The sequence below is a fragment of the Pseudomonas sihuiensis genome (genome assembly GCF_900106015.1).
In the GTDB taxonomy this organism is placed as follows: Bacteria; Pseudomonadota; Gammaproteobacteria; order Pseudomonadales; family Pseudomonadaceae; genus Aquipseudomonas; species Aquipseudomonas sihuiensis.
In genome coordinates this window covers 510,721-532,458 of sequence record NZ_LT629797.1, presented here as the reverse complement: position 1 = coordinate 532,458, position 21,738 = coordinate 510,721, and the positions used below count along the sequence as shown (strand labels likewise).

The 21,738-nt window shown below is 63.1% G+C and carries 18 protein-coding genes; 10 read left to right on the top strand and 8 right to left on the bottom strand.

The window, feature by feature from the left end:
• Nucleotides 1-41 precede the first annotated feature (41 nt).
• Nucleotides 42-1,529: a type II secretion system ATPase GspE gene (gspE, locus tag BLT86_RS02690; RefSeq protein ID WP_092374486.1), complete on the bottom strand. Its 1,488-nt coding sequence runs from the start codon at nt 1,527-1,529 to the stop codon at nt 42-44.
• Between the two features lie 291 nt (nt 1,530-1,820).
• On the opposite strand from gspE, the gene BLT86_RS02685 reads away from it, so the two are divergent.
• Together BLT86_RS02685 and gspD are read left to right on the top strand one after the other, a co-directional pair.
• Nucleotides 1,821-2,405, top strand: a complete 585-nt coding sequence (locus tag BLT86_RS02685) for a type II secretion system protein N (protein WP_231976575.1) — start codon at nt 1,821-1,823, stop codon at nt 2,403-2,405.
• Nucleotides 2,406-2,409: 4 nt separating this feature from the next.
• Nucleotides 2,410-4,362, top strand: coding sequence for a type II secretion system secretin GspD (gspD, locus tag BLT86_RS02680; RefSeq protein ID WP_092374483.1), 1,953 nt, complete (start codon nt 2,410-2,412; stop codon nt 4,360-4,362).
• A gap of 690 nt (nt 4,363-5,052) precedes the next feature.
• Here gspD and BLT86_RS02675 read toward each other — a convergent pair.
• Nucleotides 5,053-6,756, bottom strand: a complete 1,704-nt coding sequence (locus tag BLT86_RS02675) for an amidase (RefSeq protein WP_092374480.1) — start codon at nt 6,754-6,756, stop codon at nt 5,053-5,055.
• Between the two features lie 215 nt (nt 6,757-6,971).
• Here BLT86_RS02675 and BLT86_RS02670 point away from each other — a divergent pair, with 215 nt between their 5' ends.
• Nucleotides 6,972-7,325 (top strand): DUF7079 family protein, encoded by a 354-nt coding sequence (locus BLT86_RS02670; RefSeq protein ID WP_092374477.1) that lies wholly within the window; start codon nt 6,972-6,974, stop codon nt 7,323-7,325.
• A gap of 7 nt (nt 7,326-7,332) precedes the next feature.
• Here BLT86_RS02670 and BLT86_RS02665 read toward each other — a convergent pair whose 3' ends face one another.
• A complete protein-coding gene (locus BLT86_RS02665; protein ID WP_092374474.1) occupies nt 7,333-8,247 on the bottom strand; it encodes a LysR family transcriptional regulator in 915 nt (304 codons plus the stop codon).
• 64 nt (nt 8,248-8,311) lie between these two features.
• Between BLT86_RS02665 and BLT86_RS02660 the strand changes: the two genes are divergently transcribed.
• Nucleotides 8,312-8,929 carry a LysE family translocator gene (locus tag BLT86_RS02660; protein WP_092374471.1) on the top strand — a complete coding sequence of 206 codons (618 nt, stop codon included), beginning with the start codon at nt 8,312-8,314 and terminating at the stop codon, nt 8,927-8,929.
• Nucleotides 8,930-8,986: 57 nt separating this feature from the next.
• Nucleotides 8,987-9,376 carry a GFA family protein gene (locus BLT86_RS02655; RefSeq protein WP_092374469.1) on the top strand — a complete coding sequence of 130 codons (390 nt, stop codon included), beginning with the start codon at nt 8,987-8,989 and terminating at the stop codon, nt 9,374-9,376.
• A 6-nt stretch (nt 9,377-9,382) separates the two neighbouring features.
• Here BLT86_RS02655 and BLT86_RS02650 read toward each other — a convergent pair whose 3' ends face one another.
• The gene (locus BLT86_RS02650) at nt 9,383-10,087 is read right to left on the bottom strand and encodes a class I SAM-dependent methyltransferase (RefSeq protein WP_092374466.1); all 705 of its coding nucleotides are present in this window, start codon (nt 10,085-10,087) and stop codon (nt 9,383-9,385) included.
• 154 nt (nt 10,088-10,241) lie between these two features.
• Here BLT86_RS02650 and BLT86_RS02645 point away from each other — a divergent pair, with 154 nt between their 5' ends.
• The gene (locus BLT86_RS02645) at nt 10,242-11,303 is read left to right on the top strand and encodes an AI-2E family transporter (protein WP_092374463.1); all 1,062 of its coding nucleotides are present in this window, start codon (nt 10,242-10,244) and stop codon (nt 11,301-11,303) included.
• 505 nt (nt 11,304-11,808) lie between these two features.
• On the opposite strand, the gene BLT86_RS02640 is transcribed toward BLT86_RS02645, so the two are convergent.
• Nucleotides 11,809-13,179: a transposase gene (locus BLT86_RS02640; RefSeq protein ID WP_092374357.1), complete on the bottom strand. Its 1,371-nt coding sequence runs from the start codon at nt 13,177-13,179 to the stop codon at nt 11,809-11,811.
• A gap of 476 nt (nt 13,180-13,655) precedes the next feature.
• Here BLT86_RS02640 and BLT86_RS02635 point away from each other — a divergent pair, with 476 nt between their 5' ends.
• Nucleotides 13,656-14,282, top strand: coding sequence for a LysE family translocator (locus BLT86_RS02635; RefSeq protein ID WP_074675198.1), 627 nt, complete (start codon nt 13,656-13,658; stop codon nt 14,280-14,282).
• A 24-nt stretch (nt 14,283-14,306) separates the two neighbouring features.
• On the opposite strand, the gene BLT86_RS02630 is transcribed toward BLT86_RS02635, so the two are convergent.
• On the bottom strand, nt 14,307-14,606 hold the full coding sequence (locus tag BLT86_RS02630; protein ID WP_092374459.1) for a chorismate mutase: 300 nt from the start codon (nt 14,604-14,606) through the stop codon (nt 14,307-14,309).
• 384 nt (nt 14,607-14,990) lie between these two features.
• On the opposite strand from BLT86_RS02630, the gene BLT86_RS02625 reads away from it, so the two are divergent.
• Nucleotides 14,991-15,536, top strand: coding sequence for a hypothetical protein (locus BLT86_RS02625; RefSeq protein ID WP_092374456.1), 546 nt, complete (start codon nt 14,991-14,993; stop codon nt 15,534-15,536).
• A 147-nt stretch (nt 15,537-15,683) separates the two neighbouring features.
• Nucleotides 15,684-16,244 carry a type 1 glutamine amidotransferase domain-containing protein gene (locus BLT86_RS02620; RefSeq protein WP_092374453.1) on the top strand — a complete coding sequence of 187 codons (561 nt, stop codon included), beginning with the start codon at nt 15,684-15,686 and terminating at the stop codon, nt 16,242-16,244.
• A 12-nt stretch (nt 16,245-16,256) separates the two neighbouring features.
• Here BLT86_RS02620 and BLT86_RS02615 read toward each other — a convergent pair whose 3' ends face one another.
• On the bottom strand, nt 16,257-17,924 hold the full coding sequence (locus tag BLT86_RS02615) for a sensor domain-containing diguanylate cyclase (RefSeq protein WP_092374450.1): 1,668 nt from the start codon (nt 17,922-17,924) through the stop codon (nt 16,257-16,259).
• A 331-nt stretch (nt 17,925-18,255) separates the two neighbouring features.
• Between BLT86_RS02615 and BLT86_RS02610 the strand changes: the two genes are divergently transcribed.
• Nucleotides 18,256-20,310, top strand: a complete 2,055-nt coding sequence (locus tag BLT86_RS02610) for a TonB-dependent receptor (RefSeq protein WP_017677583.1) — start codon at nt 18,256-18,258, stop codon at nt 20,308-20,310.
• Nucleotides 20,311-20,514: 204 nt separating this feature from the next.
• Here the strand turns inward: BLT86_RS02610 and BLT86_RS02605 are convergent, their stop codons facing one another.
• Nucleotides 20,515-21,654, bottom strand: coding sequence for a DUF1624 domain-containing protein (locus BLT86_RS02605; protein WP_017677584.1), 1,140 nt, complete (start codon nt 21,652-21,654; stop codon nt 20,515-20,517).
• Nucleotides 21,655-21,738: the final 84 nt, after the last annotated feature.

Genomic DNA, 21,738 nt, shown 5'->3' with positions numbered 1-21,738 from the left:
AGCCGCACCCACAAGAGCCAATGCCAACATCCCACTTGCCATCATTCCTCTCGCGTCACGCGCAGCACTTCCTCGACCGTGGTCACCCCTTCCAGCACCTTGCGCCGGCCATCGTCACGGATGCTCGGGCCCAGGGTGCGGGCGTGGCGGGTCATGTCCTGCTCGGAAGCGCGGCTGTGCACCAGGGTGCGCATGGTTTCATCGAATACCACCAGTTCATAGATGCCGGTCCGCCCGCGATAGCCCTGCTGATGGCAGTGGGCACAGCCACGGGCGTGATACAGCGTCGGCGGCGCGCTGGCCGGCACACCGAGCAACGCGCATTCGGCCGCATCGGCCGGATAAGGTTCCTTGCACGCCGGACAGAGCACGCGCACCAGGCGCTGCGCCAACACGCCGAGCAGCGAGGACGAAAGCAGAAAGGGCTCCACGCCCATGTCCACCAGGCGGGTGATGGCACCGATGGCGCTGTTGGTGTGCAGGGTCGAGAGCACCAGGTGACCGGTAAGCGAAGCCTGCACGGCGATCTCGGCGGTTTCCTTGTCGCGGATCTCGCCGACCATCACCACGTCCGGGTCCTGGCGCAGGATGGCGCGCAGACCGCGGGCGAAGGTCATGTCCACCTTGGTATTGACCTGAGTCTGGCCGATGCCTTCGAGGTGGTACTCGATGGGGTCTTCGACGGTGAGGATGTTGCGCGTGTGGTCGTTGAGGCTGACCAGGCTGGCGTACAGCGTGGTGGTCTTGCCCGAGCCGGTGGGGCCGGTGACCAGCAGGATGCCGTGCGGCTTGCGCACCGTCTCTTCCATGAGCTTGCGGTCCTCGGCGCGCATGCCCAGGTGCTGCAGAGACAGGCGCCCGGCCTGTTTGTCGAGCAGACGCAGCACCACCCGCTCACCGTTGGCCGAGGGCAATGTGGACACGCGAATGTCCACCTCGCGCCCGCCGACCTTGAGCGAGATGCGCCCGTCCTGAGGCACGCGCTTTTCGGCGATGTCCAGCCGCGCCATGACCTTCACCCGCGAGACCAGCAGCGCCGCCAGCTCGCGCTTAGGCTCGAGCACCTCACGGAGGATGCCGTCGACGCGAAAGCGCACTACCAGGCGCTTCTCGAAGGTTTCAAGGTGAATGTCGGAGGCGTTTTCCTTGATCGCTTCACCCAGGATGGCGTTGATCAGGCGGATGATCGGCGCGTCGTCCTCTTGCTCCAGCAGGTCTTCGGTTTCCGGCACCTGATCGGCGAGCGAGGCCAGATCGAAACTGCCGCCGATGTCCTCGGCCAATTGCATGGAAGCGGAATCGTGTTGATAGGCCGCACCCAGCACCTGGGCGAACTCAGGCGCACTCAACACCTGCAGCGGCAGGCGGCGCCCGGCGAAGCGCTGCGCCTCGGCCAGCGCCACCGGGTCACAATCGGCGCGATGGGCCAGGCTGGCGCGCTCATCCTGCATGACGAACACCACACCGTGACGCTTGGCAAAGCTGAAGGGCAGACGGCGCAGCGGAATTTCGAGCAACGAAGTGTTCATGCGTGGCCTTAGAACAGAACCTTATTCGGGTAGCACAGCCTAATCTGGCTATTTGACCCAATGGCTACCTCTAGGACGGTCTTTTTGTGCGTTTATTCAACTATCTTTAACACATCGTCTGTAACTGTACACCCACCCTATTTGGGGGATGCCAACCTCGCGCAGGCTGCTATGATCAGCGCGCGACGCCCAGCACATAAGAAGAACTAGACTGTCGTTTGCGGAGTAATGCTTTTGCCCACCTCGGCCCTTTCCCAGCGGATAAAGGACAATGCCCCGAGCCTGATCGGTATGCTCGTGCTGATTGCCCTGAGCGTGAGTCTGGCCTGGCAGAGTGCCGAATTGCTGCGCCTGGTGCGTGGCCCCGTACAGCAACCGCTCAGTCAGACTGCGCCAAATCTGCAACAGCGCGCACAGGCGCCCATCGCCCAGTTGTTCGGCAGCCCGCGCGAGGCCGACAGCGGCCCACCACCGGCCACCAACCTGCAACTGACTCTGCTCGGCAGCTTCGTTCACAGTGACCCGCAACGCTCCAGTGCGGTGGTTCAGCGCCAGGGCCAGAGCGCCCAGCGTTATACCGTCGGCATGGAGGTGGACAGCGGCGTACGCCTGGATGCCGTCTATGCCGACCGCGTCGAACTGCTGCGCAACGGCCGCCGCGAAAGCCTGGCCTTCCCTCGTCAGCAGAGTGGCCAGTACAGCGTCTATACGCCAGCGGAAGAAACGATCAACGACCCCGTCGAACAACTCGATCAACTCGACCAGAACAACCTCGAACTACTGCGCCAGCGCATGCAAGACCTGCGCGAACAGATGGAAGCCTCTGGCACCCTGCCAGAGGAAACGCCCGCCGATCAGCTCATGGAAAGCGACTGAACCGATGCATGTTCTCCGAAGCAGACTGACCCTCGCCCTCCTCGCCGCCGGCCTGGCCGCTGCCCCTTTGCCCTTGCTCGCCCAGATCGAGCAGGTGCCGGCCAGCGCCAATCAGCAGGAAGAAAGCTGGACCATCAACCTCAAGGGCGCCGACATCCGCGAGTTCATCGATCAGGTCGCCGCCATCACCGGGCAGACCTTCGTCGTCGACCCGCGAGTGAAGGGCCAGGTCAACGTGATATCCAGCACGCCTTTGGGGCTGTCCGAGGTCTATCAACTGTTTCTCTCGGTGATGGCCACCCACGGTTTCAGCGTGCTGACCCAGGGCGATCAGGCGCGCATCGTGCCCAACGCCGAGGCCAAGGCCGAAGCTGATGCCGGCCGTCCGGCGCCGGATCGCCTGGAAACCCGCCTGATCCAGGTGCAGCACGCGCCAGTGGCCGAGCTGATCCCGCTGGTTCGTCCACTGGTGCCGCAATACGGCCATCTGGCTGCTGTCACCTCGTCCAACGCGCTGATCATCAGCGACCGCAGCGCCAACATCGAACGCATCGAAGACCTGATGCGGCAGCTCGACCGCAGCGGCGCGCAGGACTTCAGCGTGGTGACTCTGCAGCACGCCTGGGTGATGGACGCCGCCGAAGTGCTCAATACCGCCATCGCCCGCGGCCAGGCCAAGGGCACCAGCGCCACCCAGGTGGTGGCCGACGCCCGCACCAACCGCCTGATTCTGCTCGGCCCGCCGGACGCCCGCGCCAAACTGGCCGACCTTGCCCGCTCGCTGGACAGCCCCACCAGCCGCTCGGCCAATACGCGAGTGATCCGCCTGCGCCACAACGATGCCAAGTCCCTGGCCGAAACCCTCGGCGACATCTCCGAAGGCCTGAAGAACCAGGAAGGCAGCGAAACCACCGGCAGACAGTCGAATATCCTCATCCGCGCCGACGAGAGTCTCAACGCCCTGGTGCTACTGGCCGAGCCCGATCTGGTCGCCACCCTCGAAGATATCGTGCGTCAGCTCGACGTACCGCGCGCCCAGGTGATGGTCGAAGCGGCCATCGTCGAGGTTTCCGGCGACATCACCGACGCCCTCGGCGTGCAGTGGGCCGTGGATGCCCGCAGCGGCAGCGGCGGTAGGGGTGGCCTGGGCGGGGTCAACTTCGCCGGTACCGGCCTGTCGGTGGGCAGCGTGCTGCAGATCCTGCAAAGTGACGAAATACCGGAAGACCTCACGCTGCCCGACGGCGCCATCATCGGCATCGGCAGTGATCGTTTCGGCGCACTGATCACCGCACTCTCGGCCAACAGCAAGAGCAACCTGCTGTCCACGCCGAGCCTGCTGACCCTGGACAACCAGAAAGCGGAAATCCTCGTCGGGCAGAACGTGCCCTTCCAGACCGGCTCCTACACCACCGACGCCTCGGGTGCCGGCAACCCCTTCACCACCATCGAACGCCAGGACATCGGCGTGACCCTCAAGGTCACGCCAAGCATCAACGAAGGCGCCACCCTGCGCCTGGAGATCGAGCAGGAAATCTCCTCCATCGCCCCCAGCACCGGGCTCAACGCCCAGGCGGTCGACCTGGTGACCAACAAGCGCTCGATCAAGAGCACCATCCTCGCCGACGACGGTCAGGTGATCGTGCTTGGCGGGCTGATTCAGGACGACGTCACCCAGGCCATCTCCAAGGTGCCACTGCTGGGCGACATTCCTTTGCTGGGCGGGCTGTTCCGCTCCACCCGCGAATCCCATATCAAACGCAACCTGATGGTCTTCCTGCGGCCGACCATCGTCCGCGATGGCGCCGGCCTGGCTGCACTGTCGGGCAAGAAGTACAGCGATATTCGCATCATCGGCAACGGCGGCCCGGACAACGGCCGCCCCAGCATCCTGCCCAGCACCCCGAGCCAGCTGTTCGACGGCCAAGGCGCACCGGCGGTGGATTTGCGGCAGTAACAATAGGGCGTCATCTCGTGGGTGGCTGCAATCCGCCGCAATGGCGATGGCGGGTTGCACCCGCCCTACGCGCTGAATTGTGGAGCACCGCAAACCGTGGGAGGCGCTTTAGCGGCGACAGGCGCTACGGCAATCGCGGCCAAAGCCCCTCCCACTGAGCCAGCGCGACTTGCCTCCCCTCTTCAATCACAGGTGAACCATACATCGTAGGGCGGGTGAAACCCGCCGCAATGGCGATGGCGGGTTGCACCCGCCCTACGTGCTGAATTGTGGAGCGCCACAAACCGTGGGAGGCGCTTTAGCGGCGACAAGCTCTACAGCAGTCGCGGCCAAAGCCCCTCCCACTGAGCCAGCGCGGCTTGCCTCCCCTCTTCAATTCACAGGTGATCGATACATCGTAGGGCGGGTGAAACCCGCCAGAATGGCAATGGCGGGTTGCAACCCGCCCTACGCGCTGAATTGTGGAGCACCACAAACCGTGGGAGGCGCTTTAGCGGCGACAAGCTCTACAGCCGTCTCGGCTAAAGCCCCTCCCGCTAAGCCAGCGCAGCTTGCCTCCCCTCTCCCGTTTACGGGAGAGGGGCCAGGGGATAGGGCTGAATCGATGTGCCTTTGTAGGAGCGAGCTCTGCTCGCGAAAAGCAGTTCGCTCGCGCCTACACACGACACAGCACGATCAGCTGACTTCCACTCACCCCAGCGCCGGCGTACGCGGCGGGATCAGGCGTTTGCTGCCGGTCGACTCATAGGCCGCCGCCAGCTGCAGCAATGACGAATCATCATAAGCACGGCCGGCGAAAGTCAGGCCCACCGGCATGCCGATATCGGCCATCACGCCCATCGGTACGGTGACAGTCGGCACACCCAGATGACGAATCGCCAGGTTGCCATTGGCCACCCACACACCGTTGCTCCAGGCGATATCGGCAGATGCCGGGTTCACATCGGCATCGGCCGGGCCGACATCGGCCACAGTGGGGAACAGCACCGCATCCAGGCCCAGTTGATCCATCCAGTCTTCCAGATCGATCTTGCGGGTGTGCTCCAGGCCGCGCAGGCCGTCAGGCAGCGTGGCGATCTGGCCCCAGGGTTTGATCCCACGCTTGGCCATGTTGACGTACTCGTCCATGCCCGCCGCCAGATCGCCCTCACGGTTCGGCAGCGTGCCGGGGTCGTGGGGGAAGATCTGCGGGCCATCCACATCGGCCAGGCGGTTGAGTTTCGGATCACCATTGGCGCGCAGGAAATCGTCGAAGGCCCAGCCGCTCAGCTCCCACAGCTCGTCATGCAGGAACTCGGGCGTGACGATGCCACGATTGAACACGGTCGGCGCGCCTGGGCGATCACCCTCGCAGTTGGACACCAAGGGGAAGTCCACTTCCACCACCTCGGCGCCGGCCGCTTCCAGTGCCTGGCGCGCCGCTTCCCACAGGGTGATCACCGTCGGCCGGGTGTGAATGCGCTGGCCAGTCGGCCCGCCGATGCCCGGGTTCTCGCTGGTGCCAGCGGCTTCGTCCTTGTTGATGAACATCTTCGGCACGCCAAGGCGTTTGCCCTTCAGCGCATCGGCCTTGGCCGCCAGCGCCAGGTAAGACGCGGGGCGTACCTCGGAGGCTTTCGGGATCGGCACCCAGGGCTGCAAACGCCACAGGTCACCACGGCTGTCGGCATCGTCAGCCACCACCACATCGAGCACTTCCAGCAGGTCGGCCATGGTCCGGGCATAGGGCACCACCACGTCCATGGTCGGCGTCAGCGGCCAGTTACCACGCACCGAGATCACCCCGCGTGACGGCGTGTAGGCGCACAGACCGTTGTTCGAAGCCGGGCCACGCCCGCTGGACCAGGTTTCCTCGGCCAGGCCAAAGGAGGCGAAGCTGGCAGCAGTGGCGGTGCCGGCACCGTTGGACGAGCCCGAGGCGAACGGCGCCGTCAGGTAATCGGCGTTATACGGGCTTTCGGCGCGACCATAGACACCGCGCTGCATGCCGCCATTGGCCATCGGCGGCATGTTGGTCTTGCCCAGGCAGATGGCGCCGGCCGCGCGCAGGCGCTCGACGGTGAAGGCATCACGCTGCGCCACCAGGTGCTTGAACGCCGGGCTGCCGGAGGCCGCCGTCAGGCCCTTGACCAAGTAGCTGTCCTTGGCGGTGTAGGGAATGCCATCGAGCGGGCCGAGCGTCTCGCCGCGAGCGCGGCGCGCATCGGACGCCTCGGCCTCCTTCAGCGCGTCGGGGTTGCGCACCACCACCGCGTTGAGCCGGGTCGGCGTATCCGCGCCGTCGTAGGCGTCGATACGCGCCAGATAGGCCTTGACCAGTTCAACCGCCGTGGTGCGGCCGGACTCCAGCGCCGCGCGCAGCTCGGCAATGGAAACTTCGGTTACCTCGATCATCTTGTCATCACTCGCAGATGGCGGACCGCGTCTACGGCCACGGATACGAAAACAGCGCTTGCACGACCGACGCTCACGGGCAGATTCAGTCATGCAAATATGTACCCGATGATACATCCCACCAGGCCTTCGCAGCAGCCCGCGCCAATGGCCAGGATGCGCGCCAGCCATTACAGTCTCGCCACTGATTACGCAGCATTGAGCAGACGTGGCTTATGACCCGCGAAGAACGCATCCATCTGTGGTCGGCGCTGTCGGACGTATTCGTCGACACCGAAGTCGACTACGGATACATCGCCCGTCAGGTGGCAGGTTTCGACCGTGCCACAGTACAAGCCGCCTTCTACCAGGACGTCGCCCCCGCGTGCTACTCCAACCTGCTCGCGCCCATCCCACCGATCTGGACAGGCTTCGACAGCGCCTGGCTCAGCGCAACCATCGAGCAAGCCCAGGCGGCGCGACGGAGTTCCACCCTGCGCCGCCTGCGCGACCGACTCTTCATCGCCTACCTGCGGCGTGCCCTGAAACCGGAATGGGCGAAGCTTGAGCAAGAACTGGATCGCCTCTGAAACCCGGCTAGCGTCCCATCTCCCGCAGCCAGGCCAACAACTCGGCGTGCAGGTTTTCGGGCTCCGGCGCAGCGGGTGAGAACAAGCAGTAGCGCGAGCCGTCCTCGACGAAGCCAAGCGGCGCAACCAGCAAGCCACTGTCGATGTCATCGCGTACCAGATGCCAGGGTCCGATGGCCACGCCCAGACCTGCCACCGCGGCCTGCAGGCTGAAATAGAAATGCTCGAAGGTCTGCGCCGGCCCTTGCGGCAGCGCGCTGCCGGCGACATTGGCCCACTCCGTCCAGGCATTCAGCCGCGTGCGCGTATGCAATGGCAACGCATCCGGGCGCAGGCCCTGGGCATCAAACCATTGCTCGACCTTGTCTGCTCGGCAAACCGGCCCTACCCGCTCGATGAAAAGCGCTTCGGCGTGATAACCGGCAGGTCTGGGAAAGTCATCGCGACGGATGGCCAGGTCGATGCCTGCCTCGAAGGTGAAAGGCCCACCGCCCGCCAGCAGATGAATCTCCTGCCCCGGCTGGCGCACCTGAAACGTACTCCAGCGCGGGATCAACCAGCGCATCAACAGCGTCGGCTCGCAGGACACCACTAATGGCCGCGTCTGCCTGGCACTGGCCCGTAGCTCGCGCGTGGCCTGGCACATCAGCCCCAGCCCATCGCCCACCGCACGCGCCAGCTTGCGCCCGGCCTCGTTGAGATACACACGGCGGCTACGCCGCTCGAACAGCGCCACCCCCAGGTCATCCTCCAGCAGACGTACCGCACGGCTGACTGCGCCATGGGTCAGGTGCAGCTCCTGGGCAGCGCGGCTGAAGTTCTCCCAGCGCGCCGCTGCCTCGAAACAGCGCAACGCCAATAACGAAGGCAGGCGTGCATCCGCTAACTGTGAAATCAGCTCACCATCAATGTCAGAACTCATCGTTATTCATCGCCAAATGCCATCGGAATAATTGGCTCAACTCCAACCATCAGCAGAATAAGCCATGACCGAATGGATAGCTGTAATCACCATCACCCTACTTGCCGTCATCAGCCCCGGGGCGGATTTCGCCCTGGTCAGCCGCAACAGCCTGCTGCTCTCGCGCCGCGCCGGCGTGCTCACGGCGCTGGGCATCGGCTTGGGCGTACTGATCCACGTCGGCTACACCCTGCTCGGTGTCGGCCTGCTGTTGCAGCAGTCGACCGGGCTGTTCAACGCGCTCAAGATGGCGGGCGCGGCCTACCTGATCTATCTCGGCGTGAAAATGCTGCTGAGCAAACCCGACAGCGCAACGCACAGCGATGCGCAAAAGCCTGCAGCAGATGGCGCAGCCCTGCGCACCGGTCTGCTGACCAACGCGCTCAATCCCAAGACGGCGGTGTTCATCGTCAGCCTGTTCATACAGGTGGTGCAGCCGAGCACGGGCCTTGCGACGCAACTGGGCTACGGTGCCTTCATCGCCGTCGCGCATGTCGGCTGGTTCGCCGTGGTCGCGCTGTGCTTTTCCGCCGGCCCGGTGCGCGACAGGCTGCTGGCCGCCAGGCGCTGGATCGACCGCCTGTTCGGCGGTCTACTGATCGGTTTCGGCACGCTGCTGGCGCTGGCCAGTCAGCGCCCTTAACCCAGCGCGCCTTTGCTATGGTGGCAGGTACACGCCCAAACACTGGAGGACAGCAACATGGATCGACTCACCGGCGGCTGCCTCTGCGGCCAGGTGCGTTTCGAAACCAGCAGCCAGCCTTATCGGGTCGGCGTCTGCCACTGCATGGACTGCCGCAAGCACCACGGCGCCCTCTTTCACACCTCGGCAATCTTTCCGCAGGACGCGGTGAAGGTAGAGGGTGAAACCGGCCAGTACGCAGGCCGCCACTTCTGCCCGCGCTGCGGCTCGCCGGTGTTCGCGCGCTCGGGGGATGAAGTCGAGGTGAATGTGGGTTCGCTGGATGAACCGAACCAGTTCACCCCCACCTACGAACTCTGGACCATCCGCCGCGAAGCCTGGCTACCGCCCTTGCCCTTTGACCGCCACTACCCACGCGACCGCGACAGCAGCGCACGCCACGAGTAGAACCATTCAAGCATCGGCTGCGCGCCGGCTTACCCAGCCGTGCATCAGCCCGGCCTGGAAGAACTGCACCGGCGCGTCGAAACCGGCAGCCTGGATGATGCCAGCCACCTGCTGCGCCGGTAGCACCGCCACATCTCGGGCGTAGGCTGCCCGCGCGCGCTCCAGCATCTGCGCATCGACCCCGGCCGCGGCCATCAGCGTCATCCAGCCAGGCAGCAATACCTCATAGTCCGGCGACTGGATATCCGCCGCCAGGTCGACACTGGCCAGCAGCCCGCCGGGTTTCAGGCGCTGCGCAATCTGGCCGAAGAACGCGGTACGCACCGCGGGTTCGAGCAGAAACTGCGACACCAGAAAACAGGTAGCGCCGTCGTAGGCCGCCTCAGGCGCCAGCGTATCCAGATAGCCCTCGTGAAAGTCGCAGCGCTGGGCAAAGCCGCCGTGCTCCGCTCGCTGACGGCACAGCTTGAGCATCGCCCCGGACGGGTCGAGCGCGTTGAAGCGCCAGCCCGGAAAGCGCTCGGCCAGGTGCGCGATTTCCGCCCCCGTGCCGGTGCCCACGCAGAGTATCCGCGCGTCGGCCGGCAGGTCGATGAACAGCGCATCGAGCAGCAAATACAGCGCCTCACGAATCGGCGCCATTCCCGCCCATTGCTTGTCGTAGCCCGCCGCCTGCTGGTCGAACAGCGCCTTGATTTCCTCATCACGCATGGCCATGCCTCCGTCGAATGATCGTCCTCACGCCTTCCAGTATCCCAGAGCTGTCAATCCCCCAGCGCGCGACTACAAGCCCGGTCCAACTTTGTCGGCACTTTGCCAGAACATCAGGGGACTAAGTGGCATGTCCCTTCCAAGCGAACCCGATATGCAGAGCCCGACCTTCGAACAGAAAGCCTTCATCCTCCTGCTCGTACTGGTGACCATCGCCTTCTTCTGGATACTGTTGCCGTTCTATGGCGCGGTGTTCTGGGCCATGGTCTTGGCCGTGGTGTTCGCACCGCTGCAGGAGCGCCTGCTGCGACGCACTGGTGGCCGAGGCAACCTGGCCGCCCTGCTGACGCTTATCATCTGCCTGCTGGTGGCGATTCTGCCGGTGATCTTCATCACCTCCGCCGTGGTGGCCGAAGGCACCGCCCTGTACCAGAAGCTCGAATCGGGCGAGCTGGATACCGGCGCCTACGTCACCAGCTTCATCCAGATGCTGCCGCCATCGATACAGGAACAGCTCGACCGTGTCGGCATGAACAACCTCGAAGGCCTACGCGAACAGATCTCCAACGGCGCCATGGCCGGCAGCCAATACCTGGCCACCAAGGTATTCGCCATCGGCCAGGGCACCTTCGAGTTCTTCATCGGCTTTTTCGTGATGCTGTACCTGCTGTTCTTCCTGCTGCGTGACGGCAAGGATCTGGTGCATAGAATCCGCACCGCCATCCCGCTGGCCGACACCACCAAACGGCGTTTGCAGATCAAGTTCACCCGCGTGGTGCGCGCCACGGTAAAAGGCAACGTGGTAGTCGCCGCCGTACAGGGCGCACTCGGTGGCTTCATCTTCTGGGCGCTGGGCATCTACAGCCCGCTGCTGTGGGGCGTGCTGATGGCCTTTCTGTCACTGCTACCGGCCGCCGGCGCCGGCATCATCTGGGCGCCTGTGGCCATTTACCTGATGCTCAGCGGCAGCCTGGTGCAAGGCATCATCCTCACCGCCTTCGGCGTGCTGGTGATCGGCCTGGTAGACAATATCCTGCGCCCCATCCTGGTCGGCAAGGACACCCGTATGCCCGACTACCTGATCCTCATCTCCACCCTCGGCGGCCTGGCCCTGCTGGGCCTCAACGGCTTCGTGATCGGCCCGCTGGTGGCGGCGCTGTTCGTAGCCAGCTGGAATCTGTTCGGGGCGAAGAAGAAGGTCAGGTTGCCGCAGTAAGCCAAGCGAGACTCACACAGGCGCTCGAATTCACAAGGCAATGCGGCAGTTCGCCCTAACTTCCAGCCCTGGTCTGCCCACGTCTTCGCCAGCGAAGTGGATATCTGCCTGTGGCATGGCACGGCGGACAATTGGTCGCCTTTCGGTATGTCGGAGTATCTGGCCGAACGCTTCCCAAGCAACGCGCGCGTCGAGCGGATGGAGGGGCTTTCTCACTACTCCTGCCTGCATGCCGCAGCACCGATGATTTGTGCGCGGCTCGCCAGCGAGTAATGCAAGGGCTGAGCTGTATTCCACGTGAACTGGAGCTATGAAGACTGTGTCGTGATCAGACTACTTTCGGCCGATTCTGTTGAAAAAGTAGCTTCAGCGGCAGCCTGCCGATCAAGTGTGCCTGCTGTCGAAGTGGCTGCAAGCCACTTCAAGTTGTCTTCCGGCGTTTCGCTGAGCGTCCTTGCTCAGGTTTGGGGGGTAATTTGAGGGTTTCTGCTTGCAGCAGGCGTACCTATCCCGTTAATGGTGGCCCTTGAGGCAAAAGCTTGGCCATGCGTCGCAGGTTCTGCACCGTCGCCGCCAAAGTGAATTCGTCAGTGGCACCTGTCAGGCCACGCAGTCGTAAACGGTCGAGTTTCATGATCCGTTTGAGGTGGGCGAAAAGCATCTCCACCTTCTTTCGTTCGCAGCGAGAGACGAGGTACTCCGGTGTCTTGGCGATGCGTCGAGCCACGTCGCGGGCAGCCTCATGGATGCTGCGGACGATCTTCCGACTTGGCGTGTTGGGACAGCATTTCGCTTTCAACGGGCAGGTGGCGCAGTCGGTTTGGCTGGAGCGATAAATGATGGTGTTGGCCTTGGTCACCCGCGATCTTTTATGGGTGAAGGCGCGCCATTCACTGCGTAGTGGTTTACCGGCTGGGCAGCGGTATTCATTGGCTTCCTGATTCCAGTGAAAGTCGTTACTGGAGAGGCTGTCGTCCTTGCGCTCGGTCTTGTCCCACACCGGCACATGCGGCTCGATGTCCTTTTCTTCGACCATCCAGGCCAGCATCGGGGCGGTGCCATAAGCGGTATCGCCGATAAGGCGTTCCGGTGTGAGATCGAACTGCGCTTCGACACGTTCGACCATCGTCCTGGTCGAATCGACTTCGGCGGTACGGTGCGCCGGGGTAGCTTCCACGTCCATGATCACACCGTGCTCAGTGTCGATCAGGTAATTCGTGGAGTAGGCAAAAAAGGCCGGCCCACCTGGCGCTGCTGTCCAACGGGACAGAGGATCGGTGAGCGAAATTTTCTTGGGAAGAGTTTCTGCCAGCGCCTCTTCATCAAGGGCTTCGAGGTACTCGCGCACTGCGCGGCTGCTGAGCTTTGGATCGTTCCAATCGACCTCATCACCCGCCACGCCACGTTGGCGGCTAGCGTCGGCCTTGATGATGCTGGCGTCCACAGCGAAGCCTTCGCCTTTGACCAGTCCGGTCGCCATGCAGCGGCGCAGCACTTCATTGAACAACCAGCGGAACAGATCGCTGTCGCGGAAACGTCCATGGCGATTCTTTGAGAAGGTGGAGTGATTGGGTACTTCGTCTTCCAGACCCAACCGGCAGAACCAGCGATAGGCCAAGTTCAGGTGCACCTCTTCGCACAATCGCCGCTCGGAACGGATGCCATAGCAGTAGCCAACGACCAGCATGCGCACCATTAATTCCGGGTCAATCGAGGGTCGCCCGATGGGGCTATAGAAATCCGCCAGGTAGGCGCGCAGATCACTGAGATCCAGGCACTGATCGATGCTACGCAGGAGATGCTGGGCTGGGACGTGATCTTCCAGGTTGAACGAGTAGAACAGGCGATGCTGTCCTCCCGGTAACTGTCCCATCATGCTGTTTGCCCCCACGCTCGCTGACAGAGCAATTTTGCCAACGGCATGGGGTGACAGCTACTTTTTCAACAGAGTCGGCCGATAGCAGCCACTAACAAACTTGTCCTGACCTCCCCAAGCTGCACGGTCAATCCCGTGACAGGGCGTGATAAACGAGTATTCAAAGCACGGTAGCGCCATAGTCGAAAGCTGGGGTTCCCCATCCGCATCCATCAGCACCAATGTTCACCGCTTGGCGGTGAACATCAGGCCAGGCGCACGGAGTGACGGCTTTAGGCTGGAGGCCTGTATTTGAGTCGTCACTTGCTACAGAGAGGCCTTTCGTTCATATGCAGCGAGTGGTATCCCTCTGTATTTACCGTTCGGCAGTTGTGTCGCATTTCCGGCCGCGATGGTTTGCACCGGCCAATTACGCTGCGTTAGTGTCGGCCGTCCCTGGGGGCGGAGCCCTCGTTCATTTCGGCATGGAGGTGTGCATGTTCCCTATCGATACCTGGCTGGCTTATACGGGCGCCTGCATTCTGCTGGTGCTGGCTCCCGGCCCTGACAATCTGCTGGCGGTGGCGCGCGGGCTCGGCCAGGGCCGCTTGGCCGCCATCGTTTCAGGTATGGCGTCGGGCACCGGGATTCTGTTTCACGTGTTGGCGGCGTCGCTGGGGCTGACGTTGCTGATGCAGACCTCGGAGCTGGCGTTCTGGCTGATCAAGTGCATCGGCGCTGGTTATCTGCTCTGGCTGGGCATCAAGGTGCTGCGCACGCGCAATCTGATCAGCTTTCGCTCCGTCACCCGGCAGTCGCTGCCGAGCATCTTTCTCACCGGTTTTCTGTCTGCCGCACTCAACCCCAAGCCGGGCTTTTTCGTGCTGGCGTTCATCCCGCAGTTCGTCGATCCGCAGCGCGGCTCGGTGAGCACGCAGATGCTGGTTTACGGCCTGTGGTTCGCAGTGCTGACGGCAGTAGGCTTCGCGCTGATGGGCGTGTTCGCTACCTCGCTGTCGCGCTATCTGCAGGCGCGGCCGCGGGTGGTGAAGGGGTTGAACCTGGGCGCCGGGATGACCTTCGTGGCCTCCGGCGTATCGGTGGCGACGCTGAGCCAGCGTTAGGCTCAACGTCAGGGCTGTTGCCGTTCAGGCATCTGCGCTCAAGGCGGCATGGGTACGCAGTTCTTCCTCGATGAATGCGGCGATCATCGTGCGGTAAACCTGCTCCACAACCGCTGCCGAGGCGCCACGCTCATCGGCCAGTGCGCGCACCTTGGCGATGACCTGCTCGACGCGCGCAGGGGCTCGAACGTCTGCACTGTCTTTCTTGAAGCGCGCCGCCTGGGCGACGAAACCGCCGCGTTGAGCGATGAGGTCGACCATGGCGCGGTCGATCTGGTCGATGCGCTCGCGCACCTCTTCAAGGGAATTGCATTGCACGTCCATATGACGATTTCCTGTGGTGGTTCGAATGGGGCAACCACGTTAGTCAGCATGGCGCCATGCGTCCAGCGCAACTGCCCGCCGTTTTTACGCGGCCGGCGCTAGCTGTGACGCGTGTCTCTGGCAGGTGATCAAGCCTGCCCCGCCAACAATGCTCGATGCGATTGCGCCCGCTGCGCTCGGCGCGGTAAAGCCCACTATCGCTGTGCGGCAGTTCAGCTCTGAGGTGGCGTACGCCATGGTGGCGGCTGGGCTGTCACGCTGCGTGCGTGGCATGCCGGCCCGATAAAAACAGTGAATGACTGGAGGGCTCGCGGTCTAACTCGTCAGCCCCCCACGCGGCTGCTCGTCTGCCGGGCAGGCCCAACTGACAGTCGAGCACAGCCCATGAAACGCGCCCGAATCATTACCTCCGAATTACACGATCTGCATAGTGAGCAGCAGGCGGAGTTGCTGATATTCGGCACACCGAAGGAGCGGCTCGATTTCTATCGGCGGGAAATTCAGTACGAAACCAGCCTGCTGGCCGGGCGCACCAACTCGTATCTAACGGCGCAGTCGTTTCTGGTGATCGCCTATGCATCGTCCATGGCCAACCTGAATGAAAACTGGGGGGCGCTATTCACTCTGGTGGTTCCGGCGCTGTTCACGCTGCTGGGCATCATCAGTTCACTACACGCCTGGCCGGGGATCAGGGCCTCCGCGACGATCATCGAGCACTGGCACTACAAGCAGGAGCAGCTGCTGCGCAGCGATCCCGAGTTCGGCCATGCCTATGACGACTCATCACTGTTCAGCGAGAAGGAGGCCAGCCGGGAGAGCACCTATAAATCGCTGTTGTTCTTTCTGCGCTCGCCCTGGCTGTTCATCGTTTTCTGGAGTGTGCTTGGCGTGTTCTCGGTCTGGTTGCAGTTGCCCTCGGCGAATCTGTGAGCCGGCCGAGACGGGCCTGATGGCGGCCATCGCCCGCCAATCAAGTCGAACTTCTGCTTCTTGCACCTTTCAATCCTGATACATGCCGCGTTCGCCAACGCGACCATTCACTGCGCCCCGTGCGGCGCATCAGCGGAGGTATCGATCATGAGTTCGAATCTGCAAGGCAAGAAGGTGCTGTTCATCACCGCCAACACGGGCATCGAGCGCGACGAGCTGCTCAAGCCGATGCAGGCGTTGAAGGATCAGGGCGCCAGCGTCACTCACGCCAGCGTCAAGGGCGGCGAGGCCGAAACCTGGCTGAAGGACAGCAAGAAGGACGTCAGCGTGCAATCCGACACCCAGCTCAAGGGAGTGGGCGCGGCGGACTACGATCTGCTGGTGATCCCCGGCGGTACGGTGAACGCCGACAACCTGCGCCAGGATGAGGACGCGCAGCGCCTGGTGCGGGAGTTTCGTGACGCCGGCAAGACGGTCGCGGCGATCTGCCATGGCCCCTGGCTGCTGATCGATGCTGGCGTGGTGCCGGGCATGGTGCTGACGTCGTATGCCAGCGTGCGCCTGGATCTGGCCAACGCCGGTGCGAGCTGGGTAGACGCCGAGGTGCAAGTTTGCCCAGGGCAGAACTGGACGCTGATCACCTCGCGCAACCCCGACGATATTCCTGCCTTCAACGAGGCCATCAGCCAGGCGTTGCTGGCGGCCTGAGCCAGCCTGCCGTCAATGATGCTCGATGCGATTTCGTCCGCCGCGCTTGGCGCAGTACAGGGCGATATCGCTGCGCGACAGGGCCGCCTCGACGCTGGCATCGCTGGCGTTGAGCGATGAGATGCCGACGCTGACGGCGAGGAAGATCGGCTCCCCAGCATGCAGGATCGGCGCCCTGGCCAGTTCGCTCTGGATGCGCGTGGCGAAGTGCATGGCCTTGTCCAGACTCGCATCGCTGAGCACCACGGCGAACTCTTCGCCACCCAGTCGCCCGGCTGTGTCGGCCTTGCGCAGCTGGCTGCTTAGAATTCCCGCGAAATGGCGCAGCGCCTGGTCGCCGACATCGTGGCCCCAACGGTCGTTGATGGTCTTGAAGTAGTCCAGGTCGAACATCAGGATCGCCGCACTCTGTTCAGGGCTGCGTTGCAGGCGCGCCAGCTCTGCCTCGAGCTGACACATGAAGTGCCTGCGGTTGGCGAGCTGGGTGAGGAAGTCGGTTGTGGCGAAGGCCTGGAGCTCGGCCTCGATCTGCTTGCGTTCGGTCACATCAGTCATGAAGCCATGCCAGATCACGCTGCCGTCTGCTTCGCGGCGCGGGCAGGCTTCACCCTGGCACCAGGCGACTTCACGCCCCGGCACCTGCACGCGAAACTCCAGATACCAGTCCGTCAACTCCTCGGCCGATAGCTGCAGGGAATCGATGAAGACCATGCGGTCATCCGGGTGAACGATGGCGGTCAGCGCCTCAGCGTCCTGCATCAGTTGCATGGCGCTGAGGCCACAGATGGCTTGCGCGCCGGCGCTGGCGTAGGTAACGGCGTACTTGCCATCGCTCTGCCGGCGGACCTGGAAGACCATGCCGGGGATTTCATTGGTCAGGTCGGTCATCAGGGTGGCGGTCTGCTGTACCTGCTCGGACAGGCGGCGCATGGCAGTGATGTCGGTGGTGGTGCCGATCATTCGCAGCGGTTTGCCATGCTTGTCGCGCTCGACCACCTTGCCGCGGCTGCACACCCATTTGTACTGGCCGTTGCGGCAACGCAGACGGTGCTCCACCTCATAGGCATCGGTACGCTGATCCAGGTGTGCCTGGATGGTCGCGCGCACGTAGTCGAGATCGGCTGGATGTACGCGGGTATAGCTCTCTTCGATGCGATTGCCGATTTCGTGGTCGGCATAGCCGAGCAGCGCCTTCCAACTGCTGGAGTAGTAAATCTCGCCGCTGCTGATGTCACGGTCCCAGATACCGGTGCCACTACCGGCGATGGCCAGCGCCATGCGTCGTTCACTATCGCGCAGGGCGGCGATCTCATGACGCTGCAGGGCTTCGTCGGTCTCGCGTGCCAGTAGATCGAGGGCCAGGGCGGCGAAATCCAGCAGAGCTTCGCGCTGTTTGGCGTCGAGTGTATGTGGCCGGTCGAAATGCAGGTACAGCGTGCCGAGCCGGGCGCCTGTTTGCGCCTGTAGTGGCCAGACGAGCGTGGTGGGCGTGGTTTCGCTGATGCCGATGATCTTCGCCACATCGCTCAGGCCAGGGCTGGCCCAAATATGGCGCGCAAAGCCGGCACCGGAAACCAGCACGGCGGCCGAGTCGAAATACCGGCCAAGCAGGCGCACTAAGCCATCGAGCCGCTCATCATTGGCACTGCTGGGCGCATTGACCGAACACAGGGGCTGCATAGTGATTCTGTTTGGATAGAAACGCGGAAGACGCCTGATATTGATACGCCATTAGCTGGCCGGCGTCTAATCGTTCGTGCAGGTCAGGCCACTGTGCATCGGCCGTTGCGCCGACTGCTCAATCTGAGACGGCTCTAGCCAGAGCCTTTGCGGCCCCTGTGGCTTGATTTCGAACTGGTCGAGCGCACCAGAATTGTTATGATATAACGTCTGAACTGAAGATAATTCGTCCGACCGGACAACCCGCTGCCGCCAGGAGACTCGCCAGCCCGCGCAGCAAACCAGCGCAACACCCTCCCCTCACTTAGAAAACGCAACGCTAGGAATACCCATGAAAGCCACTTCGGCCTCCCTCGCCGTCATGACCGCCCTGGTCACGACTCAGATTCACGCTGCCTCATCCGGCAACTCCACCGTTTCGCTCGGCTCGGTCTACGTCACCCCCGAGGCCAGCGGCACGCTGCGCACCGATAGCATCCTGAGCTCGGTCGACATCATGGGCAGTGACAAGATCGAGGATAAGAACGTGATGAACAGCTGGGAGCTGGTAGGCCAGATGCCCGGCATCCAGCTGACCGAGACGCGCATGGGCGCCGAATCCGGCAAGGTGACCTTCCGCGCCTTCAACGGCGAGGGCTACATCAATGGCATCAAGACGCTGATCGACGGCGTGCCGAGCAACGTCAACAGCGGCAACCAACGCTTCATCGACATGATCTTCCCGCTGGACATCGACTACATCGAGGTGGTGCGCGGCACCAATGACCCGCGCTACGGCCTGCACAACATCGGCGGCAACATCAATTTCGCCACCCGTCAGGGCGGCAACTACACCGACGGCCGCCTGACCTACGGCAGCTTCAACACCCGCGAATTCCAGCTGGCCGTCGGCCACGAGGAAGGCAACTTCGCGCAGAACTACTTTCTGGCCAAGCAGGATTCCGACGGTTTCCGCGACCACAGCAACTCCAACAAATATTCCCTGGGCGGCAAATGGTTCGTCACCGATGACGAGCAGACCATGAAGCTCGGCGTGATCGCCCGCCTCTACCACCACCAGGCAGAGGAGCCGGGTTTTCTCACCGCGCAAGAGCTGGCCGCGAGCCGCTCGCAGTCGCCGGAGAAGAATGCCAACGATGGCGACGACCGCGACATGAAGCACCTCAGCGCGCATGCCGACTTCCAGCTCAGCGACGACCTGAGCCTGAGCAACAAGCTGTACTACAACAGCTACGACGATGACCGCACCGTGACTTTCACCAGCTATCCGGTCGGCAATGCCCCGCGTCAGCGCCGCCAGTGGGAAGAGCGCCAGACTGGCGTGCTGAGCAACCTGACCTGGCGCGCCCACGAGATGCTGACCCTCGACGGCGGCATCAACTACGAGCAGCAGAACAACGAATACCGCCGCTACCGCTACAACTTCGGCATTCCCACCGATTTCGACGCGCCGCCGGCCCGCACGCAAAACGACCACAGCTACACGCTGTACAACACCGGCGCCTATGCCCAGGCGATCATCCAGCCCATCGAGCAGCTCAAGATCATCCCGGCGTACCGCGTCGACAAGTTCTCCGGTAATACCGAGCTGATGAACGGCGAGAAGGCCGAGCTGCAGGACTACGGCTGGATCGAACAGCCCAAGCTCAGCGTGGTGTACAGCATCACCCCGGACATCAACGTCTACGCCAACTGGGGGCGCACCTTCCAGATCCTCACCGGGTCCACCGCACCGGCCTACATGACCGCCGGCCAGGCTTCGTACAAACCGTCGATCAACACCGGCAAGGAAGTGGGGGTGAAGTTCAAACCCTTCGCCGGCTCGGAAGCGCGCATCGCCGTGTGGCAACAGGAAGCTACCGATGAAGTGGCCAACATGCCGAGCACCGGCACCACCGTCGGCCTGGGTGAAACCAAGCGTCGCGGCATCGACATGCAGCTCACCGCACAGCTGAACGATCAGTGGACGGTGTGGGGCTCGCACGCCATCCAGGAAGCCAAGGTGGTCAGCGCGTTCACCGCTGGTGGGCAGTCGCTGGCGGGCAAGGAGGTGTTCTCCACGCCGCGCTACATCAGCAATGCCGGGGTCGATTACCAGTTCAACGACGCCTGGCGCTTCGGCCTGTCGGCCCGCGCCCAGGGCGACTACTACATCGACGAGCTGAACCAGCAAGGCAAGTACGGCGGCTTCGCGGTGCTCGATGCCAACGTGCGCTATCAGGTATCGGCCACCACCAGCCTCGACCTGCAGATGAAGAACCTGACCGACCGCGACTACGAGTACGTATGGTTCGACAACTTCTTCTGGGCCGCTGGCGACGAACAACCGATGTTCTCCCCTGCCCCAGGTCGCTCGGCCTATCTGTCGGTGAACATGAAGCTGTAACGCCGGAGCCACTCGGAAAGACTCCGCAACTCGACCTGTAGGAGCCGGCTTGCCGGCGATCGCGTCAGCCAACCATCGCCCGCAAGCGGGCTCCTACAGCGCACGACATCGTGCCAATGCCGAGCGAACGTAGGGTGCGCCGTGCGCACTGGATATTTTCGAGGTGCCAGTTGGTGCGCACGGCGCACCCTACGTCAAAGGCTCTCAGAGGTACTTCAACCAGCGAATGTCGCGGCGCCGCGCCTTGAGCAGAGCGAACCACTGCGTGGGCGCAAACAGCAGCAGCGCCAGCAGCACGGTCGCAGCCCAGATCCAGCCCATCGAGTCGAAGCCGAAGTAATGCCCCTGGTTCGCGCCCCAGATGGCGAAGGCGGCGATGTAGAGCAGCTTCAGCACGTACAGGTGCAGCAGGTAGAAGAACATCGGCGCGCTGCCGAACACAGCCAGCGTGCGCACCATGCGCCCATCGTTGCGGCGCTCGAAGTAGGCCAGCAGCAACAGGCCGACGCCCAGCGTCAGCGCCAGGAACAACAGCGACGGCGGGTATTTGGTGATGTTGAACAGGCCCATCAGCGTTTGCAGTGCGGTTTCTTCCACGGCCCAGGGTTTCTCGCCATAGCCGTTGAGCAGGCGCAGCATCACGAACAGCGCCAGCGCAGCGAAACCGGCGCGACGCAACCATTGCAGACGCTGCTCGGGCGCGCTGGACCAGCGGAACCACGGGCCGATCACATAGCCTAGGGCAATCACTCCGATCCACGGCAGCACCGGGTACGACGTGCGCAGGCGCAGCGTGTCGGAAAACCCGATCCAGCCGCGGTCATGCAGGATCGCCCAGGGAATGTGCAGCGCCGACTCCGGGCCAAAGTGCAACCCATCGAGCAGGTTGTGCCCCGCCACCAGCGCCAGGCCCAGCACGGCCAGCAGCGTTCGCGGCAGCCACAGCAGCACGGAGAGCGTCAGCATGCTCAGGCCGATGGCCCAGATCACCTGCAGGTAGATCACCGTGGGCGGGAACTGGAAGGTCCAGGCGAAGTTGACCAGGGTGAACTCCAGCACCACCAGAAACAGCCCGCGCTTGAACAGGAAGGCGCTGGTCGCCGTCCGGCTCATCTGCTTCTCGCCATAGAGAAACGCCGAAAGCCCGGTGAGCAGGATGAACACCGGCGCGCACAGGTGCGCCAGGGTACGGCTGAAGAACAGCGCAGGCTCAGTAGCGGTCACGTCCATCGGGTCGCCGACCTGCTGGTGCAGGTAGAAGGTTTCGCGAACGTGATCGAGCAACATGAAGAGGATGACCAAACCGCGCAGGGCGTCGATCGAGAGCAGACGATTGGAGGACATGGAAGGCTTCGAATGGGGCTTGAAGAGAACGTAATACTATAACCAGATTCTGCCGAGCCGATGCCATCCCCCTTCGGCGCAGAG

What these genes read in the sequence shown, in the direction of transcription:
- gspE (WP_092374486.1), bottom strand. Translation starts at nt 1,529, where the DNA reads ATGAACACTTCGTTGCTCGAAATTCCGCTGCGCCGTCTGCCCTTCAGC.
- BLT86_RS02685 (WP_231976575.1), top strand. Translation starts at nt 1,821, where the DNA reads ATGCTCGTGCTGATTGCCCTGAGCGTGAGTCTGGCCTGGCAGAGTGCC.
- gspD (WP_092374483.1), top strand. Translation starts at nt 2,410, where the DNA reads ATGCATGTTCTCCGAAGCAGACTGACCCTCGCCCTCCTCGCCGCCGGC.
- BLT86_RS02675 (WP_092374480.1), bottom strand. Translation starts at nt 6,756, where the DNA reads ATGATCGAGGTAACCGAAGTTTCCATTGCCGAGCTGCGCGCGGCGCTG.
- BLT86_RS02670 (WP_092374477.1), top strand. Translation starts at nt 6,972, where the DNA reads ATGACCCGCGAAGAACGCATCCATCTGTGGTCGGCGCTGTCGGACGTA.
- BLT86_RS02665 (WP_092374474.1), bottom strand. Translation starts at nt 8,247, where the DNA reads ATGAGTTCTGACATTGATGGTGAGCTGATTTCACAGTTAGCGGATGCA.
- BLT86_RS02660 (WP_092374471.1), top strand. Translation starts at nt 8,312, where the DNA reads ATGACCGAATGGATAGCTGTAATCACCATCACCCTACTTGCCGTCATC.
- BLT86_RS02655 (WP_092374469.1), top strand. Translation starts at nt 8,987, where the DNA reads ATGGATCGACTCACCGGCGGCTGCCTCTGCGGCCAGGTGCGTTTCGAA.
- BLT86_RS02650 (WP_092374466.1), bottom strand. Translation starts at nt 10,087, where the DNA reads ATGCGTGATGAGGAAATCAAGGCGCTGTTCGACCAGCAGGCGGCGGGC.
- BLT86_RS02645 (WP_092374463.1), top strand. Translation starts at nt 10,242, where the DNA reads ATGCAGAGCCCGACCTTCGAACAGAAAGCCTTCATCCTCCTGCTCGTA.
- BLT86_RS02640 (WP_092374357.1), bottom strand. Translation starts at nt 13,179, where the DNA reads ATGATGGGACAGTTACCGGGAGGACAGCATCGCCTGTTCTACTCGTTC.
- BLT86_RS02635 (WP_074675198.1), top strand. Translation starts at nt 13,656, where the DNA reads ATGTTCCCTATCGATACCTGGCTGGCTTATACGGGCGCCTGCATTCTG.
- BLT86_RS02630 (WP_092374459.1), bottom strand. Translation starts at nt 14,606, where the DNA reads ATGGACGTGCAATGCAATTCCCTTGAAGAGGTGCGCGAGCGCATCGAC.
- BLT86_RS02625 (WP_092374456.1), top strand. Translation starts at nt 14,991, where the DNA reads ATGAAACGCGCCCGAATCATTACCTCCGAATTACACGATCTGCATAGT.
- BLT86_RS02620 (WP_092374453.1), top strand. Translation starts at nt 15,684, where the DNA reads ATGAGTTCGAATCTGCAAGGCAAGAAGGTGCTGTTCATCACCGCCAAC.
- BLT86_RS02615 (WP_092374450.1), bottom strand. Translation starts at nt 17,924, where the DNA reads ATGCAGCCCCTGTGTTCGGTCAATGCGCCCAGCAGTGCCAATGATGAG.
- BLT86_RS02610 (WP_017677583.1), top strand. Translation starts at nt 18,256, where the DNA reads ATGAAAGCCACTTCGGCCTCCCTCGCCGTCATGACCGCCCTGGTCACG.
- BLT86_RS02605 (WP_017677584.1), bottom strand. Translation starts at nt 21,654, where the DNA reads ATGTCCTCCAATCGTCTGCTCTCGATCGACGCCCTGCGCGGTTTGGTC.